Origin of the sequence: Vibrio aquaticus, assembly GCF_003970385.1 — a bacterium.
Lineage (GTDB): Bacteria > Pseudomonadota > Gammaproteobacteria > Enterobacterales > Vibrionaceae > Vibrio > Vibrio aquaticus.
Map to the genome: position 1 here is coordinate 32,203 of NZ_RXZH01000011.1, position 17,004 is coordinate 49,206.

17 protein-coding genes, 1 tRNA gene and 1 riboswitch are annotated in these 17,004 nt (G+C 46.0%); of the genes, 9 read left to right on the top strand and 9 right to left on the bottom strand.

Annotated elements, in window-relative coordinates:
• Positions 1–36: 36 nt before the first annotated feature.
• The 7 genes from EJ063_RS17775 to EJ063_RS17805 all read right to left on the bottom strand — a co-directional run bounded on the left by EJ063_RS17775 (position 37) and on the right by EJ063_RS17805 (position 6,633).
• Positions 37–729, bottom strand: coding sequence for an electron transport complex subunit E (locus tag EJ063_RS17775; RefSeq protein ID WP_126575654.1), 693 nt, complete (start codon positions 727–729; stop codon positions 37–39).
• Positions 722–1,357: an electron transport complex subunit RsxG gene (rsxG, locus tag EJ063_RS17780; protein ID WP_126575655.1), complete on the bottom strand. Its 636-nt coding sequence runs from the start codon at positions 1,355–1,357 to the stop codon at positions 722–724. Before rsxG ends, EJ063_RS17775 begins: the two co-directional genes overlap by 8 nt.
• A 9-nt stretch (positions 1,358–1,366) precedes the next feature.
• Positions 1,367–2,413, bottom strand: a complete 1,047-nt coding sequence (gene rsxD / locus EJ063_RS17785) for an electron transport complex subunit RsxD (RefSeq protein ID WP_126575656.1) — start codon at positions 2,411–2,413, stop codon at positions 1,367–1,369.
• Positions 2,413–5,145 carry an electron transport complex subunit RsxC gene (gene rsxC, locus EJ063_RS17790; protein ID WP_126575657.1) on the bottom strand — a complete coding sequence of 911 codons (2,733 nt, stop codon included), beginning with the start codon at positions 5,143–5,145 and terminating at the stop codon, positions 2,413–2,415. The genes rsxD and rsxC overlap by 1 nt, the downstream gene beginning before the upstream one ends.
• 8 nt (positions 5,146–5,153) lie before the next feature.
• The gene (gene rsxB / locus EJ063_RS17795) at positions 5,154–5,738 is read right to left on the bottom strand and encodes an electron transport complex subunit RsxB (RefSeq protein WP_126575658.1); all 585 of its coding nucleotides are present in this window, start codon (positions 5,736–5,738) and stop codon (positions 5,154–5,156) included.
• The gene (rsxA, locus tag EJ063_RS17800) at positions 5,738–6,319 is read right to left on the bottom strand and encodes an electron transport complex subunit RsxA (protein ID WP_126575659.1); all 582 of its coding nucleotides are present in this window, start codon (positions 6,317–6,319) and stop codon (positions 5,738–5,740) included. The genes rsxB and rsxA overlap by 1 nt, the downstream gene beginning before the upstream one ends.
• A 238-nt stretch (positions 6,320–6,557) precedes the next feature.
• Positions 6,558–6,633, bottom strand: a tRNA-Asn gene (locus tag EJ063_RS17805).
• A 549-nt stretch (positions 6,634–7,182) separates the two neighbouring features.
• Here EJ063_RS17805 and uvrB point away from each other — a divergent pair.
• The 3 genes from uvrB to luxU all read left to right on the top strand — a co-directional run bounded on the left by uvrB (position 7,183) and on the right by luxU (position 11,215).
• Positions 7,183–9,213 (top strand): excinuclease ABC subunit UvrB, encoded by a 2,031-nt coding sequence (gene uvrB / locus EJ063_RS17810; RefSeq protein WP_126575660.1) that lies wholly within the window; start codon positions 7,183–7,185, stop codon positions 9,211–9,213.
• A 272-nt stretch (positions 9,214–9,485) separates the two neighbouring features.
• Positions 9,486–10,880 carry a quorum-sensing sigma-54 dependent transcriptional regulator LuxO gene (gene luxO / locus EJ063_RS17815; protein WP_126575661.1) on the top strand — a complete coding sequence of 465 codons (1,395 nt, stop codon included), beginning with the start codon at positions 9,486–9,488 and terminating at the stop codon, positions 10,878–10,880.
• The gene (gene luxU, locus EJ063_RS17820) at positions 10,880–11,215 is read left to right on the top strand and encodes a quorum-sensing phosphorelay protein LuxU (RefSeq protein WP_126575662.1); all 336 of its coding nucleotides are present in this window, start codon (positions 10,880–10,882) and stop codon (positions 11,213–11,215) included. Before luxO ends, luxU begins: the two co-directional genes overlap by 1 nt.
• Positions 11,216–11,220: 5 nt before the next feature.
• Here luxU and yvcK read toward each other — a convergent pair whose 3' ends face one another.
• On the bottom strand, positions 11,221–12,108 hold the full coding sequence (yvcK, locus tag EJ063_RS17825) for a uridine diphosphate-N-acetylglucosamine-binding protein YvcK (RefSeq protein WP_126575663.1): 888 nt from the start codon (positions 12,106–12,108) through the stop codon (positions 11,221–11,223).
• A gap of 169 nt (positions 12,109–12,277) precedes the next feature.
• A riboswitch (molybdenum cofactor riboswitch) is annotated at positions 12,278–12,417 on the top strand.
• Here yvcK and moaA point away from each other — a divergent pair.
• The 5 genes from moaA (at position 12,406) to moaE (ending at position 15,178) form a co-directional block, all read left to right on the top strand.
• Positions 12,406–13,395 carry a GTP 3',8-cyclase MoaA gene (moaA, locus tag EJ063_RS17830; protein WP_126575664.1) on the top strand — a complete coding sequence of 330 codons (990 nt, stop codon included), beginning with the start codon at positions 12,406–12,408 and terminating at the stop codon, positions 13,393–13,395. (Overlaps the previous riboswitch by 12 nt.)
• Positions 13,396–13,470: 75 nt before the next feature.
• On the top strand, positions 13,471–13,983 hold the full coding sequence (moaB, locus tag EJ063_RS17835) for a molybdenum cofactor biosynthesis protein B (RefSeq protein ID WP_126575665.1): 513 nt from the start codon (positions 13,471–13,473) through the stop codon (positions 13,981–13,983).
• 15 nt (positions 13,984–13,998) lie between these two features.
• Complete coding sequence (gene moaC / locus EJ063_RS17840; RefSeq protein WP_126575666.1) at positions 13,999–14,478, top strand: cyclic pyranopterin monophosphate synthase MoaC; 480 nt, start codon at positions 13,999–14,001, stop codon at positions 14,476–14,478.
• Positions 14,475–14,720 (top strand): molybdopterin synthase sulfur carrier subunit, encoded by a 246-nt coding sequence (gene moaD / locus EJ063_RS17845; RefSeq protein WP_126575667.1) that lies wholly within the window; start codon positions 14,475–14,477, stop codon positions 14,718–14,720. The genes moaC and moaD overlap by 4 nt, the downstream gene beginning before the upstream one ends.
• A 2-nt stretch (positions 14,721–14,722) precedes the next feature.
• A complete protein-coding gene (moaE, locus tag EJ063_RS17850; protein WP_126575700.1) occupies positions 14,723–15,178 on the top strand; it encodes a molybdopterin synthase catalytic subunit MoaE in 456 nt (151 codons plus the stop codon).
• A gap of 20 nt (positions 15,179–15,198) precedes the next feature.
• Here the strand turns inward: moaE and EJ063_RS17855 are convergent, their stop codons facing one another.
• Entirely contained in the window at positions 15,199–16,191 is a 993-nt protein-coding gene (locus EJ063_RS17855) for a GGDEF domain-containing protein (RefSeq protein WP_167469921.1), read from the bottom strand.
• Between the two features lie 373 nt (positions 16,192–16,564).
• Between EJ063_RS17855 and EJ063_RS17860 the strand changes: the two genes are divergently transcribed.
• Entirely contained in the window at positions 16,565–16,981 is a 417-nt protein-coding gene (locus EJ063_RS17860; RefSeq protein ID WP_126575668.1) for a CBS domain-containing protein, read from the top strand.
• The last annotated feature ends 23 nt before the right edge of the window (positions 16,982–17,004 follow it).

Consider the following 17,004-nt stretch of genomic DNA (forward strand, 5'->3'; position numbering starts at 1 on the left):
CTGCTTTCCAGTGCTTGTGTTAATCAATACAGATTATTATTGGTTTGTCACACGAGCGCGCTCAATGGCCTGTTTTTGTTGTTTTGGCTGACGAGCGGCGAGTTTCGTGTCGATAATATTTTTAAGTGCGATGAGTAGTCCGACACCAATAAAGGCTCCCGGTGGTAAAAGCGCAAGTAAGAAGCTGTTGTCGAAATGGAAGATCTCGATACGTAAAGCCGTAGCCCATTCACCCAGTAAGAGATCAGCTCCATCGAAGAGGGTGCCGTTACCAATGACTTCACGCATTGCGCCTAACACAACAAGCACGCTTGTCATGCCTAACCCCATCCAAAAACCATCTTGAGCAGACGGTAGGAGGTCATTCTTAGAGGCAAAAGCTTCAGCGCGACCAATGATGATACAGTTAGTCACAATCAGTGGGATGAAAATACCCAAAGATAAGTACAGGCCATAGGCGTAGGCATTCATGAGCAGCTGAACACAGGTTACCAGCGCGGCAATGATCATGACAAACACAGGAATACGAACTTCTTTAGGTACATAGTCACGGACTAAAGAAACCGTCACGTTGGAGCCAACAAGGACCAGTAGGGTAGCAATACCCAAACCAAGCGCGTTGGTTACTGTAGAAGAAACGGCAAGAAGGGGACACAAGCCAAGTAATTGGACAAGAGCAGGGTTGTTGTCCCACAGACCATTTTTTATCAGAGTCTTATGATCACTCATTATTGCCTCCACAGTTTAATGGTTGAGCCAAAATTTCTTCTCGGTGAGTATTCACATACTCCAGCGTATTTTTTACCGCTTTCACAACTGCGCGTGGTGTGATGGTAGCACCCGTAAATTGATCGAACTGACCCCCATCTTTACGTACTTTCCAGTCACCTTGGTTGTTGTCCTCAACAGACTTTCCGTTGAAGCCTAGGATCCAATCGGTAATACGAAGATCAATTTTGTCACCAAGCCCCGGTGTTTCTTGATGACTCAAGATTCGAGTGCCAGATACCTTGCCGCTACTTTCGATACCCACAATCAACTTGATGGCACCGTTGTAACCATCCGGTGCAATCGCTTCAATCGCCATCGCCGAATGTTCACCGTTAATTGAAGCAAGATAAACAGGCATCGCAGAGTCAGTACCAAGTGCTGAGTCAGTAACCAAGGTACATGCTTGATAAAGGTCATTATCATGAAGCTCATGAGGAATCACCTGATTAAGTACCGACAGCAGCTGCTTTTGTTCTTGTTGTTGAATACGGTCAGCGGTCAGGTAATTGGTCAGTGCGACAACCCCAGTCGATGCACAGGCAAAGACCGCTAATATGACACCATTTTTTCGAATAGCATTTATCATGATAAACCCTTAGTGTCCGTATGTTCTTGGTTTGGTGTAGTAGTCAATCAATGGTACGCACATGTTGCCAAGTAGGACTGCAAATGCGACACCATCAGGGAAACCACCCCAACTACGAATGATAAACACCATGGCACCAATGAATGCGCCAAAGACTAATCGACCTTTCACGGTCGTAGAGGCTGAAACCGGGTCAGTGGCGATAAAGAATGCGCCCAACATGGTTGCACCAGAAAGTAGGTGAACCATTGGTGATGCGGTTGTCCCTGGTGTCAGTAACATAAATAGGCTACTGATCACGGTTAAGCTCACCAAGAAGCTGACAGGAATGTGCCAATTGATCACGCGTACTTTAATGAGGATAAGGCCGCCGATCAGGTAAGCGAAGTTAACCCACTCCCAACCGATACCCGCTAGGCTACCGAATTGAGGTTGTGTCATCGCTTCGCTTGCAGTGCTGCCTGTCGTCAGAGCAGTTTTAAAAGCATCTAGCGGTGTTGCCATGGTGATGCCATCAATCCCGGTACGAATTTGTTGTAACGATAAGCCTTCTAGATTGAATCCAGTAAAGATGAGCGAGAATGCATCGCCACCTGTTACAGGGGTTGCTTGAAGTTCTTGCGGCGATAACCAACTTGTCATTTGTACAGGGAAGGAAATCAGAAGAACGACGTACGCAACCATCGCAGGGTTAAATAGGTTCTGACCAATACCACCATAAAGGTGTTTCGCAATCACAATCGCAAAAATCAGACCGATAGTGATTACCCACCAAGGAGACAGTGGTGGAATGGCTATCGCTAATAGCCAAGCGGTCACAAGCGCGCTGTTGTCGCGAAGGGCTGACATCGGAGGTCGCTTTCTCGCAAGCATAACGAGCGCTTCAAGGCTTAGACCTATCACAATCGCCAGTAACAATTGAATGATAGTTCCCCAACCGAAAAAGTAGGTTTGTGCAGCTAAACCGGGTAGGGCACACAGCGCTACCCACTTCATTAGGTCAGGAGTGCTTCTACGACTGTGCGCATGGGGTGAGCTGGCAATAAAGAAGGCCACTACTCTTTCTCCTCAGTTTGTTTTTGTTGTTCTTTTTCTGCTTGCTGCTGTGCCTTACGAGCTTTCGCACGCGCTATAGCTGCAGCAACCGCAGCTTTTTTCGGATCTTCATCAACAATGTCATCAGCTTGTACTGGCTCAGCTTCCGCTTTTTCAGCTTGCTGCTGTGCTTTACGAGCTTTCGCACGTGCTATAGCGGCAGCAACTGCAGCTTTCTTCGGATCTTCATTAACACTGTCGTCAGCTTGTGCCGGTTCAGCTTCTGCTTTTTCGGCTTGTTGCCCTGCCTTGCGAGCTTTCGCACGCGCAATGGCAGCTGCAACCGCAGCTTTCTTCGGATCTTCATTAGCAATGTCGTCAGATTGTTCCGGTTCAGCTTCCGCTTTTTCGGCTTGTTGCTCTGCCTTGCGAGCTTTTGCACGTGCTATAGCGGCAGCAACTGCAGCTTTCTTCGGATCTTCGCTAACACTGTCGTCAGCTTGTGCCGGTTCAGCTTCTGCTTTTTCGGCTTGTTGCTCTGCCTTGCGAGCTTTCGCACGTGCAATGGCCGCGGCAACCGCAGCTTTCTTTGGATCTTCATTAACACTGTCGTCAGTTCGTGCCGGTTCAGCTTCTGCTTTTTCGGCTTGTTGCTCTGCTTTACGAGCTTTCGCGCGTGCTATGGCTGCAGCAACTGCAGCTTTCTTAGGATCTTCATTAACAGTGTCGTCTGCTTGTTCCGGTTCAGCTTCCGCTTTTTCGGCTTGCTGCTCTGCTTTACGAGCTTTTGCACGCGCAATGGCAGCAGCTACAGCAGCTTTTTTGTCACCGGATTCAGGAGTTGCTTCGGTATTATCAGCTTCGCTGGCTTGAGCTTTTTTCGCTTTTGCGCGAGCTATTGCAGCAGCGACAGCGGCCTTTTTATCTTCTACTGGTTCAGCACTCTCTTGTGCCTGCTCCGCTTTCTTCGCTTTGGCACGGGCGATTGCAGCGGCTACCGCATCTTTTTTACTATCCGAAGCGCTTACTTCGCCCGCTTGTTCTTTAGCGGCTTTTTTCTCACGAGCTTGGCGTTTACGCTCTTCTCGCAGCTTCGCCATTTCTGAGTTATCAGGTTCTGCTTGGCCACTCGCCATCGCTGCAGCTTGTTTCGCTTTGGCCTTAGCAATAGCCGCCGCAACCGCTGGTTTCACGGCTTTTTCTTCGGTTGGTGCTGACTCAGACTTCTGCGCTTTGACTCGAGCAATCGCTGCAGCAATCGCATCATCGCCACCAGTCGATTTCATCTCTTTGCGGCGATCGTCTGCGGCTTTCTTAAAGCGATTTTCGCGAGCAGCTTTATCTCTTTCTAAACGCGCTTTCTTTTCTTCAAATCGAATCTTCGCACGTTCAGCTGCTTCGGCCTCTTCTTTACGAGTACGAATTTCTGCTTTCGCTTGGCGGTAATATTGAACCAGAGGAATTTCACTCGGGCATACAAAGGCACAGGCGCCACACTCAATACAATCTTTTATATTGAGCTCTTCACACTTATCTAACTCTTCGGCTTTGGCATGCCAAACAAGCTGTTGAGGAAGTAATGACGCTGGGCAGGCTTCTGCACATTGACCACAACGAATACAGGCCATCTCGTATTGATTTGGAGAAATTTCTTTACGAGTTGGCGCTAAAATACAGTTCGATGTTTTGGTAATTGGCACTTGAGCATGGGGAAGCGTAAAGCCCATCATTGGGCCACCCATGATTAGGCGAGGTAGCTTTTTATCTGCTTTGTAGCCAAATTCATCGAGTAGTGCTTGAACCGGAGTACCGAGTAGCGACCAAACATTACGCGGCTGTTTAAACGTATCACCTGTTAAAGTGACGACACGATCAACTAACGCTTTACCCTCACAGACGGCGTGTTTAATGGCGTATAGTGAACCCACGTTTTGAACCAAAATACCGATATCAGCAGGGATGCCACCGTTCGGCACTTCTTTATCCGTTAAGATCTTAATGAGCTGCTTTTCGCCGCCAGACGGGTATTTTGTTGGTATTACGCGAATGACGATATCTTTGTGCTCAGCGGCTTTCTGTAAAGCTTTGATCGCATCTGGTTTGTTGTCTTCGATACCAATCACGGTCAATTTTGGCTTTAAGATATGCTCGACAATCTCAATGCCTTGGATGATGTCAGCGGCGTTTTCTCGCATCAACATATCGTCAGCGGTGATGTAAGGCTCACATTCAGCGGCATTGATGATTAGGATGTCAGTACGAGCTAAGCCAGCTTGGATTTTTTTAGCGGTTGGGAAGCCTGCGCCACCCATACCTGAAACACCCGCTTGGCGGATCTTTTCAATTAACTCATCAGGTGTACGTTGGCTAAAGTCTGGCCACGCATCACACTCAACCCATGTATCTTCAAAGTCGGGCTTAATAACAATACATAGCTCGTTTAAGCCAGATGGGTGGGCTGTTGTTCTCGACTCGATGGCCGTCACTTGTCCCGAAGTTGGAGCATGAACAGGCAGCATGAAGCTCATGTCATACTTGGTCAGCGCTTGGCCTTTAAATACCTTATCGCCAACTTCTACGGTGAGGTTACCTGGCTTACCGATATGCTGTTTGATCGGAAGAATAATTTCCGCCGGGATTTGAGCACGAGCAATCGAAGTCTTTACCGATTGGACTTTGTTCTCGGCAGGGTGAACGCCACCCGGGAAAGTCCACAGTGCACCTGATTTAATTTGTTCGATTAATGACAACATACCAGTCCTTAACTCCCGATCGTCTGCTTCGATGCAGCATCGGTAATATCAACAACAGGAATGGCGTCCATTTGCCACTTCCAGTTCGCCGTAGTGGTTTCTACGGGGATCATTTCAATACAGTCTGTTGGGCAAGGTGCAACACATAAATCACAGCCAGTACACTCATCCTTAATCACTGTGTGCAGAGCTTTAGTACCACCGACGATTGCATCGACAGGACAAGCTTGAATACATTTGGTACAGCCAATACACATATCTTCATGGATAAATGCCACAGTTTTTACTGCGTCTTCTAGGTCGTGAGCTGAGTCAGTAGCTTCAACGCCCATCAAATCAGCCAATTTCTCAATGGTCGCTTGGCCACCTGGAGGACATTTGTTGATGTCATCGCCATTGGCAATGGCTTCTGCGTAAGGGCGGCAACCTGGGTAGCCACATTGGCCACATTGAGTTTGCGGAAGGATAGTGTCAATTTGATCAACGATTGGGTCTGCTTCCACTTTGAAGCGGATGGAAGCGAAGCCAAGGATCGCACCAAAAATCGCGGCCAAAACAGCAATGGCAATGATGGCGATTATTATTGAACTCATTACAACTTCACCAAACCTGTAAAGCCCATAAAGGCAAGAGACATTAATCCGGCAGTGATCATCGCAATTGATGCGCCTTTAAATGGCGTAGGAACGTCGGCCGCTCCAATACGCTCTCGCATAGAGGCAAACAAAATCAGTACTAAAGAGAAGCCAACCGCAGCACCAAAGCCATAGATGATCGATTCAATGAAATTGTGGTTCTCATTGATGTTAAGCAGCGCCACACCGAGTACGGCACAGTTGGTCGTGATCAGAGGTAAGAAAATACCCAGCAGTCGATATAAAGTCGGGCTGGTTTTGTGAACCACCATCTCAGTGAACTGCACAACAACAGCAATAACCAAAATAAAGCTCATGGTTCGTAGATATTGCAGATTGAGTGGTTCTAGGATGTAGCTTTCAACAAGGTACGCGCACACCGATGCTAAGGTCAGCACAAACGTGGTTGCTAACCCCATACCAATTGCAGTTTCCAGTTTCTTAGAAACGCCCATAAATGGACATAAGCCCAAGAACTTTACCAGTACAAAGTTGTTGACTAGGACAGTGCCCACCAACAACAAAAGATATTCGGTCATAGTTATTTATTTAAGAAATTCCGATCCCGATATTATCGTGCTTTGCAAGGCTAATAACAACCAAGGAAAGATAAGGTTTTACATTAATGCGTAATTTTTATACGTAAATTTGAGGAATTAAGTCTGTGTTTGGATAAAGAAAGTTGTCAGAGGACGAAGGGCGAATACTAACGCGTATAATCTTGGGTAATGGAAACGAAAAAAGCCCAATCAGACGATTGGGCTTTTTTCTGGAATTTGGCTCCTCCTGCTGGGCTCGAACCAGCGACCTGCGGATTAACAGTCCGTCGCTCTACCAACTGAGCTAAGGAGGAATTGCGTTTAAGCGGGGCGAATCTTATCGAAGCGCCACAGTAAGTGTCAATATCCGAACGTGAAAAAATTATGCTATTTCGATGAATTTCTTTCTTTACTTTTCTGTATCCCTTATGGAGCAAGGGCTATATTTACTTATCCACCAAAATTGTGGATAACTGTGTGTGTTAAATTTGAGTAAGTCATAATTTTGTAAAATCTGTTGAGTTTTGGCGAGGAGAGAAGCGCTTCTACTGTGAGGTAAATACTTGCTCAACAAGGTTTTGTTATAAACTTGTTTCTGTAGTGTGGTTGTTCGGTAGCTGATCCGATGTGTGGGTAAAGTAGAAAAAATGAGAAATAATGTGAATAAGCTGTGAGCTAAATAAGAGGTTTCTACAGGGTGTAGAACGAGCGGGCGGAGCATAATATCAGGTTCAAAAAGAATGATCTAGCGACTGATGATGAGTTTACGAAAAACAGCAATTAATTTCTTTGTCAGCTATTGTGTCTGTATATATATACAGACACAATAGTCGGATGACTTATACGCAAAGCAGAGATGGAATATGAGTAAAGTTTTTGATTTGGTGTCTGACTATAAACCTTCAGGGGATCAGCCAACCGCCATAAAGCAGTTGCTTGACGGGTTAGATTCAGGGCTAGCCCATCAAACCTTGTTAGGTGTAACAGGTTCGGGAAAGACCTTTACTCTCGCGAATGTTATTGCCACTGCGCAACGTCCTGCCATCCTGCTTGCACCGAATAAAACGCTAGCAGCACAGCTCTATGGCGAAATGAAGTCGTTCTTTCCAAACAATGCGGTTGAGTATTTCGTTTCTTACTACGATTACTATCAACCTGAAGCTTATGTGCCGACCACCGACACCTTTATTGAAAAAGATGCCTCGGTGAATGCACACATTGAGCAAATGCGACTGTCTGCGACAAAAGCTTTGTTAGAACGTAAAGACGCCATCATTGTCGCATCCGTCTCTGCGATCTATGGTCTGGGTGATCCAGATTCCTATCTGAAAATGATGCTACACATTCGCCGTGGCGACATTATGGATCAGCGCGATATTCTTCGCCGTCTCGCTGAACTGCAATACAGTCGTAATGATGTGGCTTTTGAGCGAGGCCAGTTCAGAGTACGTGGTGAAGTTATCGACATTTTTCCAGCAGAATCAGAGCAAGATGCTGTTCGAATCGAAATGTTCGATGATGAGATTGATTGTATTAGCATTTTTGACCCACTCACGGGCGTAGTGAAGCAACGTGACCTTGCTCGTTATACGATTTATCCAAAAACCCACTATGTGACCCCACGTGAGCGTATTCTAGATGCGATTGAAGAGATCAAAGTTGAACTTGAAGGCCGCAAAAAGTACTTGCTTGAGAACAACAAACTGCTCGAAGAGCAACGCATTTCACAACGTACCCAATTTGATATCGAAATGATGAATGAGCTTGGTTTTTGTTCCGGTATCGAAAACTACTCTCGCTATCTCAGTGGGCGCAAAGAGGGTGAGCCGCCACCGACCTTATTTGATTACCTGCCTCATGATGGTCTGCTGATCATTGATGAATCGCACGTTACTGTTCCGCAAATTGGCGCGATGTATAAGGGTGACCGTTCACGTAAAGAGACACTGGTCGAGTTTGGTTTTCGACTACCATCTGCGCTTGATAACCGTCCGATGAAGTTTGAAGAGTTTGAGTCGATCGCGCCTCAAACTATCTTTGTCTCGGCGACACCGGGTAACTATGAACTCGAAAAATCTGACACTGAAATTGCCGATCAGGTTGTTCGACCAACAGGCCTACTCGACCCTGAATTGGAAGTGCGCCCAGTGGCAACACAGGTTGATGATTTGCTGTCTGAAATTCGTATTCGTTCAGCCAAAGATGAACGTGTGTTAGTGACAACATTGACGAAACGCATGGCGGAAGATTTGACAGAATATCTCACCGAACATGATGTGAAAGTGCGTTACCTTCACTCCGATATTGATACCGTGGAACGTGTCGAAATTATTCGAGATCTACGACTGGGTGAGTTTGATGTGTTAGTGGGTATTAACTTACTTCGAGAAGGCCTTGATATGCCTGAAGTATCGCTGGTGGCGATTCTTGATGCAGACAAAGAAGGTTTCTTGCGTTCAGAGCGCTCATTGATTCAGACCATAGGTCGAGCGGCACGAAACCTCTCGGGTAAAGCCATTCTTTACGCTGACCGTGTGACTAAGTCGATGGAAAAAGCGATGGGTGAAACCAGTCGCCGTCGAGAAAAGCAGCAAGAATACAATGCGAAGATGGGGATAGAGCCGCAAGCGCTTAAACGCAATGTGAAAGACATTATGGAGCTAGGGGACATCGCTAAGGGTAAGAAACAGCGCACCAGTAAAGCGGTACCGTTGTCGAAAGTGGCCGAGTCTTCGCAAAACTATGATGTGATGACGCCGCAGCAGCTAGAGAAAGAGATCAGTAAGCTCGAAGCTCAAATGTATCAGCATGCCCAAGATTTAGAGTTTGAACTGGCAGCGCAAAAACGTGACGAGATTGATCAACTTCGCAAGCAGTTTATTACCAACAGCTAAAGGCAGAGTCCTGAACGTCAGACAAAAAAATAGCCAATAGAAACATAAATCTATTGGCTGTTATTTGTGAATACTAAGTTCACTAACAACGTCAGTTGGCTAGGTGACCCGTTAGGGTCAATGAATATATAGCAGATACTGTGCCAGTCTGACATCCCCTTTAAAATGAGTGCTCCGTCACCATTAATTAGCCAGAATTTGTAATTAAATTGCAAAATGCAAAGCGTGATGCAATGCTTTATACAAAATGCAAACACACCTATGGCTAGGCTATGCAACAAACTACGCAGAAAGCGAAGACCAAATATCTCCTAATGGTGGAGGACACCGCCTCCGTCGCGGCCTTATATCGCTCTTATCTCACTCCACTTAAAATCGATATCAATATTGTGGGTACCGGTAGAGATGCGATTGATAGCCTCAATTATCGAACGCCTGATCTCATTTTATTGGATTTACGCCTTCCAGATATGACGGGTATGGATGTTCTTCACGCCGTGAAAGAGAAGAATCCTGATGTCCCGGTCATCTTCATGACGGCACACGGCTCGATTGATACTGCTGTTGAAGCGATGCGTCATGGCGCACAAGACTTTCTGATCAAACCGTGTGAGGCTGACCGCCTGCGTGTTACCGTCAACAATGCACTGCGTAAGGCGAAGAAACTTAAAAATGATGCCGAAAACGCGGGTAGCCAAGGTTATCAAGGGTTTATCGGCAGTAGCCAAACCATGCAAGCGGTGTATCGCACCATAGATTCAGCCGCAAGCAGTAAAGCGAGCATCTTCATTACCGGTGAAAGTGGTACCGGTAAAGAGGTGTGTGCCGAAGCGATTCACGCTACCAGCCAGCGCGGTGATAAGCCATTTATTGCCATTAACTGTGCCGCGATTCCAAAGGACTTGATTGAAAGTGAATTGTTTGGCCATGTTAAAGGTGCCTTTACCGGTGCGGCGACAGATCGACAAGGCGCTGCGGAATTGGCCGATGGCGGGACCTTGTTCCTTGATGAATTGTGCGAAATGGACCTCGAGCTGCAAACTAAGCTGCTACGCTTTATTCAGACTGGTACCTTCCAGAAGGTCGGTTCGTCCAAGATGAAGAGTGTGGATGTACGTTTTGTTTGTGCAACCAACCGTGACCCATGGAAAGAGGTTGAAGCCGGTCGTTTCCGTGAAGATTTGTATTACCGCCTATACGTTATTCCTCTTCATTTGCCGCCTTTACGCGAGCGTGGCGACGACATTATTGAAATTGCGTACTCGCTGTTGGGCTTTATGTCTAAGGAAGAGGGCAAAGACTTTATTCGCTTAGCGCCAGAGGTCGTAGAGCGTTTTGCTCGTTATGAATGGCCAGGTAACGTTCGACAACTGCAGAACGTATTGCGCAATGTGGTGGTATTGAACAATGGTCGTGAAATACATCTTGAAATGTTGCCCCCGCCTCTGAACCAACCGTCAGCGAATGAGATTCGAGTAACTCTTCCGCAGAACGACAGTGTCTCAGTGCAAGATATTTTTCCATTGTGGCTAACGGAAAAAAATGCCATTGAACAAGCGATCAAAGCGTGTGATGGCAATATACCGAAAGCGGCAGGCTATTTGGATGTCAGTCCATCAACCATTTATCGAAAACTCCAAGCGTGGAACGCCAAGGAAGTACAGTAGTGGAAATTTTAAATCAAAATAAAATCAACAAACTTGCGGATGAAATTGGCCAAGACAATGTTCCTGTTTTACTCGAAATCTTTCTTGGTGAGTTAGCGATGTATCTTGATAATTTGGCTAACAAACCCGATTCAGAGCAAGAAGAGTATTTGAAAGAGATCAGTCACGCTCTTAAAAGCAGTGCAGCCAGCTTCGGTGCGGAAGCATTATGTGCTTGCTCGATGGAAATTGATGCGGAGGCGAAATCAGGTACTGCATTAAACCTAGAAGTGGAAAAGGCAAGAATGGTATCTCTGTTAGAACAGACCCAACAGAGATACCAACAATTGGTTTAGTCGGGTTATTGCCCTAGTAGGTGTTCTACCGCTTGTTGCAGTTTCGTTCGATCATGTCGCCAGTCTCGGTTCGGTGAAGCAAGCGGTAGAGTGACACAATTCCACTCTGACAACTCTGGGTGAGGCGTTTCACCGAGAACCACATCCACTTTTCTGCCACGGCAAGCACGTTCACACCATTCTAATTTTTCTTGTAAACTCATCTGTCCCGCAGGGCCAAATTCTGGCGATAAGTTCTCAACAAAAATCAACTTAGCTTTAATGTTGTTGGCGATCGCTCTACCCACTTCATGCAGCAACAATGGCGGCATGATACTGGTCAAAAAGCTGCCTGGGCCTAAGATAATCGCATCGGCTTGTTCTATGGCCATGACCCCTTCATGGGTAGCAGGAACTTCAGGCTCTAGATCTAAGCGCAATAGCTTCTCAGGCATTTCATCGACGCTGGTTTCTCCCGTTACCCAACGCCCATCAGTAGATAGTGCTTTAAGATCGGAAGGGTGTTCTGACATTGGAATAATATTCACATCAACCTTGAGCATATTACGGATCAGATTGGTTGCATCGAGAGGACGAACTGACAGGTTATCGAGTGCGGTCAGCATCAAATTACCCAAGTTGTGCCCATCGAGCTCGCCTGCACCCTTAAAGCGATATTCAAACATCATGGAACTGATCGAAGGGTCGGTGATTAACTGATTAATACAGTTGCGAGTATCTCCCCAAGCAATGCCGCCTTGGCAGTGGCGAATGCGTCCGGTAGAGCCGCCATTATCTGTGGTTGCAACAATACCAGTGGCGTTAGATCCAAACTCTTTCAGTGCGGCCAACATTCGACCTAAGCCATGTCCACCACCAACAGCAACGATCTTTTTTGTCGAGTAAATTGTCATGCTGAATTTCTATTTCTATTTATAACCAACTACAATTTAGATTATTGCATTAATAACCCCTACTCAAGAATAGGTAAAATGAGCCCTAAGCAGGATTTTTTCGGTTTAGAGGTAGAAACACACACAATTATTAAGTATTTTATAGTCTAGCTACTACCCACAATAGCGGTAGTTGCCATAACTCCGAGCTCAGTAAGCTAAGTTCAAAAAGATGAATAAGCGTGGTGAGCCAGTGACATGTTGTCACAAGGGCACAGTTGGAAATGACTCTGCCTCCCGTGTTTGGAAAGGTGTTCCGTGGCGCAACAATTCGAAGATAAATTTCATCGCAAGTTTTATTACTTGCGACTTTCCGTTACAGACGTCTGTAACTTCAAATGTACTTACTGTTTACCTGATGGTTATAAACCTTCGGGGCAGAAAAACTCGTCTTTTTTAGCTCTTCCTGAGATCAAGCGTGTCGTACGAGCGTTTGCTGATTGTGGTACGTCAAAAGTGCGTATTACCGGTGGTGAACCGAGTCTGCGTAAAGATTTTACTGACATTATTCATACCGTGGCAACGACGGACGGAATCAGTAAAGTGGCGACGACTACCAATGGCTACCGGATGGAAAAGCAGGTCGCTGATTGGAAAGAGGCAGGGCTGACTCATATCAATGTCAGTATTGATAGCCTTGATCCTCGCATGTTCCATCAAATTACCGGTGAGAATAAGTTCACTCAAGTTATGGCGGGTATCGATCGCGCTTTTGAAGTGGGCTATGAGCAAGTTAAAGTCAATGTTGTCTTGATGAAAGACTTAAATGCTCATGAATTACCAGCTTTCCTGAACTGGATTAAAGACCGCCCAATCCAATTGCGATTCATTGAGCTGATGCAAACCGGCGAAATGGATGAGCTGTTTCAACGCCATCATGTTTCGGGTGTTGCGATTCGAAATCAGCTGATCGCCAATGGTTGGCTGCTTAAAGTGCGCGCCAAGAATGATGGCCCGGCTCAGGTTTTTGTCCATCCAGATTACCAAGGCGAGATCGGCCTGATCATGCCGTATGAAAAAGACTTTTGTGAAAGCTGTAACCGCTTGCGCGTCTCTGCAACCGGTAAGCTACACCTTTGTCTGTTTGGTGATCACGGCGTAGAGCTCAGAGACTTGCTTCAACAAGACTCGCAAGAAGCCGCGTTAATCGAACGAATTCAAGGGCAGCTGCAAACTAAATCGGTCAGCCATTTCCTTCATGATGGAAATTCAGGCATGACTCCGCATTTAGCGTCTATTGGTGGCTGATCTTTCCAATCAAACTCCTTCTGACTAGGCCTGTGGCTTAGTGCGAACATTACTTTTGAAATAATAGGTGAACAAATGGGTCACGCAGAAAGCAAATTCCAACCAGCGAACATCGCGGTACTAACGGTTTCAGATACTCGTACAGAAGAGAACGATACATCAGGTGGTTACCTTGTTGAGCACGCAAAAGAAGCGGGCCACAACGTAGTTGATAAGAAAATCGTTATTGATGATATGTACAAGATTCGTGCAATCGTCTCTCAGTGGATTGCTGACGAAGAAGTACAAGCCATTATGATTACTGGTGGTACGGGCTTTACTTCTCGTGATAGCACGCCAGAAGCGCTAAAACCGCTATTTGATAAAGAAGTAGAAGGTTTTGGTGAACTGTTCCGTATGGTTTCTTATGAAGAAATCGGTACATCAACCATTCAATCTCGCGCGATTGCAGGCTTTGCTAACCATACAGTCATCTTTGCTATGCCTGGTTCAACAGGTGCGTGTCGTACGGGTTGGACGAAGATCATTAAGCAACAGCTCGATGCAAGCCACCGCCCATGTAACTTCATGCCGCATCTGTCGGTTTAACCGAGGATACGACTCATGAGCGAATTTACTCACATCAATGCTTCTGGTGAAGCAAACATGGTCGACGTTTCTGCTAAAGCTGAAACCGTGCGTGAAGCCCGTGCTGAAGCGTTCGTACATATGGCGCCTGAAACATTGCAGCTGATCGTTTCAGGTTCACATCATAAAGGCGATGTGTTTGCGACAGCGCGTATCGCCGGTATTCAAGCCGCGAAGAAAACATGGGATCTGATTCCACTGTGTCACCCGCTGTTGCTTTCAAAAGTTGAAGTGCAATTAGAAGCGATCGAGTCTGAAAACATGGTTCGCATCGAGTCTGTCTGTAAGCTTGCGGGTAAAACCGGCGTAGAGATGGAAGCTCTTACGGCGGCTTCGGTTGCGGCGTTAACCATTTACGATATGTGTAAAGCGGTTCAAAAAGACATGGTGATCGGTCAAGTTCGTCTACTAGAGAAAACAGGCGGAAAATCAGGACACTTTAAGGTGGATGCATGATTAAAGTACTGTTCTTTGCGCAAACTCGCGAGCTAGTTGGAACGGATGAGCTTCAGCTAGAGGGTGACTTCGCGACAGTCGAGGCCGTTCGTCAGCATTTGGTTCAACAAGAAGGTAAGTGGGATATCGCCCTAGAAGAAGGTAAGCTTCTTGCTGCTGTGAACCAGTCGATTGTACCGCTTGATCATTCTCTTCAATCAGGTGATGAAGTGGCGTTCTTCCCTCCAGTCACAGGTGGCTAATGATGGACACTCGAGTTTCTGTTCAGTTTGAAGACTTCTCGGTTGGCGCAGAATACGATGCGCTGGCAGAAGGGACTGCAGCGGGTGCTGTGGTAACTTTTGTTGGTAAAGTTCGTGATATGAACTTAGGCGATAACGTCACGGGATTGTCTCTAGAACACTATCCAGGCATGACAGAAAAAGCGTTAGGCGAAATCTGTAATGAAGCCGAGAAACGTTGGCCGCTACTGACCATTCGAGTGATTCACCGAGTGGGGGATTTGGACATTGGCGACCAAATCGTGTTTGTTGGTGTTTCCAGTGCTCACCGAGGCGCGGCGTTTGAGGCGTGTGAGTTTGTGATGGACTATCTAAAAACCAAAGCCCCGTTTTGGAAGAAAGAGAGGACTACGGAAGCGACGCGCTGGGTTGAATCAAGAGACTCAGACGCTAAAGCGGCAGAACGCTGGCAGAAGTAGTAATAAGTTTCATTCTGAATCTAAAGGCTCCCTAGCGATAGGGGGCTTTTTTTATTCTCACAAAACTGATGAATGGAACCTCGTTGCTGGCTCTTGGCATAAAACAAAGCTTTATCAGCAACCGCGATAAATTGTTCCGCGTTCATTTCGCTAGGCACTGTGCCGTAGTATTGCACTCCAATGGTAATTGAAAAGAACTCACCCACAGCTGATGTCTTATGAGGAATAGCAAGTTGGTGAATTTTTGACTGCAGTTCACGCGCTTTGTTAAGACTCTCTTCTTCGGATAAGTTTGGAATGAACACTAGAAATTCATCCCCGCCATAACGAAAACACAGCGTTCCTTCCAAAGCCCAATTGCGTAACGTAAAGCCTAATGCGACAAGTGCGTCATCGCCTTTGATATGGCCGTAGGTATCGTTGTATTGCTTAAAGCAATCAATATCAATCATGAGTAGAGCTGCACCGGTTGATTTCAGCTTGGTCATTTCAATCGCGTCTGGCAGCAGGGAATCGAGCGCGTAACGGTTATACACTTGGGTTAAATGATCAATATAGGTCAGCCGTTCAAGTTTTAGTTGTTGCTTGGCCAAGGTATCAAGTGCTTTTTTGTATTCAGTGATGTTACGTACTGTCCAAAGAACGTGGTCTGTCTCGGTGAGAGGAATCACTAAAGCACTAAAGTGTTGCACTTCGCTTGGTCCTTCAATGCCATCAAAACAGGGGAGTTGTTTAGGGTCTAAGCTGTATTCGATTTCTGCAGCGGTCTGGCTATCAATGACATCGACGATGACTTGGCTAAACCAAATGGCTTTATCGGCGGGTAAGACTTGATACTGATTTAGCCCAATTAAGGCCGATGGGTCATGGTGACGTTTGATGTCACGTCCTCCCCAAGTTTCGATATAAGTGCCGGACTTATCGATAAGAAAAGTCGGTTCCGGTAACGACTCGAACACCGAGTGCATTAAATCTGGATTATTGGCGATTTGAGCTGAGAAAGTTGAATTCACACCACACACTCCTATCTTTTCCAAAGCACTTACTTACAGTTTAGCTGTTGTTGAAAAAATAGAGATACTGGATGAGTGTTCGTTAAACTTAAGGCTGAATAACGCTACCAATCTCACCCGCCACCTCTATCAATCGCCGTTCCCTATACCAATAGAATAGGTTGAACGTACGTCTCAGATTTAAGTAATTCTGTGATTTCCTTTTTGCTCTATATTTCTCATTTAACCTAGGCGGGGTGGACTCTCTGGCTGTTTGTCAAAAAGTGATAGGTAATGCCTATTAGAAAAATAATCGATTTCAATTTAGTAAAATCAAGAAATTAGACAACAATTACAATATACATGCCGCGCTAGGCACGTTAAGGAGACGCAAATGGAATCATTGAAAGTAAAAGACTATATGACATTGCAAGCGGTTACCTTTAACCCAGAAATGTCGCTAAGTGCCGCATTAGATAAGGTGATGGGCTCGAAGTATTTGGGCGGCCCGGTGATTAATGAGCAGAAAGAGGTGATTGGTTTTCTATCGGGTCAGGATCTACTCGATAAGTTAGTCAAAGTCAGTTATTACTGTCAAGATACCCATATCGTAGCCGACTGTATGCACCAAGAAGTTCTTTCCGTCACATCTGAAACCTCCATCATTGAGCTTGCCGATATGATGCAAGTGGGTAAACCAAAAGTGTATCCAGTGATTGATGGAGGAAAGCTTGTCGGGATTATCACACGTCGAGATGTGCTAAGAGCGGTAGCCAAAAACCTTGATGACTGTTTCAAACATCCGGTATAGTATATTGTTACAAAATGTTAGTA